The following is a 1,029-nucleotide window of genomic DNA, read 5'->3' on the forward strand; positions in this document are numbered from 1 at the left end:
GGTGTGAGGGGGCTGCCTTGGGTGCCGGGGAGGTGGAGTGGGGGTGCGGTGAGGAGGAAGCGGCTGCGGTGGTGTTCGCGCAGCCAGGCGGCGAGTTCTTTGAGGTACCAGAGTTCGCCGAGGGGGATGCCGAGTTTGAAGAGGCAGAGGTGGTGGATGGGCAGGAGCGAGTGCCGGCCGGTTTCGTTGCCGACGCCGACTCCCTCGACGGCGTAGTTGTCCGCGACCAGGCCCGCGAGTTGGGAGTCGGTGATCCACTGGAGGATCTCCGGGTCGTGGGCGTCGAGGTAGGCGGCCGTCTGATGGATCGCGACCGGATCCGGATTCTTCTCCCAGGCGAGGATCTGGGTGGCGAAGCCGGTGTGGAGCAGGACGATGTCGCCGGGTTCGACGGTGACGTTGTCGGCGTCCATGATGTCGCGGAGCTGTCGGTAGTTGACGGGCTGGTATTCGGTGCCGAGGTGGTGGGCGATGTCGATGAGGACGCCGCGTCCCTGGACGCCGTGTTTGGCCATGTGTTCGAGGCCGAGGTGGCGGGCGAAGCCGAGGCTTCCGCTGCCGTCGCCCTTGGCGTCCTGTTTGGGTCCGACGAGGTCGGTGTCGGCGCGGTAGCCGTTGTAGTAGACGGCTTCGTCGATGCCGTCGGCGTCGGCGTCGAACTCGGCGCCCTGGTGGGCGAGGGCGTCCCACTGGGTGGAGTACTGGAGCCAGAGGGTGACCACGTCGTCGGACCATACGTCGATGAGGTCGGGGGAGAAGTGTTCGCTGGCTTTGATGTTGTAGAAGACGTCCTGGTTGTGCTGGAGGTCTTCGGTGGGGCGCAGGATCGGCGGGTAGCGGCGCTGGTTCATGGCCGTACCGCCGGGATAGTCCAGCGGCAGACTGAGGCTGAAGGCGATGCCGTGCTCGACCTCGCGCACACCTTGGAGGACCTTCTCCCGGGTGAGCAGGTTGATCCGGCCCAGCTCGTCGTCCTCGCCCCAGTCGCCCCAGGTCGAGCCCGGCGGACGCTGCTTCCAACGCTTCGTC

1 protein-coding gene is annotated in these 1,029 nt (G+C 66.9%); it reads right to left on the reverse strand.

Going from position 1 to position 1,029, the window contains the following annotated elements; genetic code table 11:
• Positions 1-1,029, reverse strand: a 1,029-nt coding sequence (locus G3I71_RS44760; RefSeq protein ID WP_203733004.1) for a cyclase family protein, incomplete at both ends; no start/stop codon positions are given.

The sequence above is a fragment of the Streptomyces sp. SID12501 genome (genome assembly GCF_010550245.1).
Classification (GTDB): domain Bacteria; phylum Actinomycetota; class Actinomycetes; order Streptomycetales; family Streptomycetaceae; genus Streptomyces.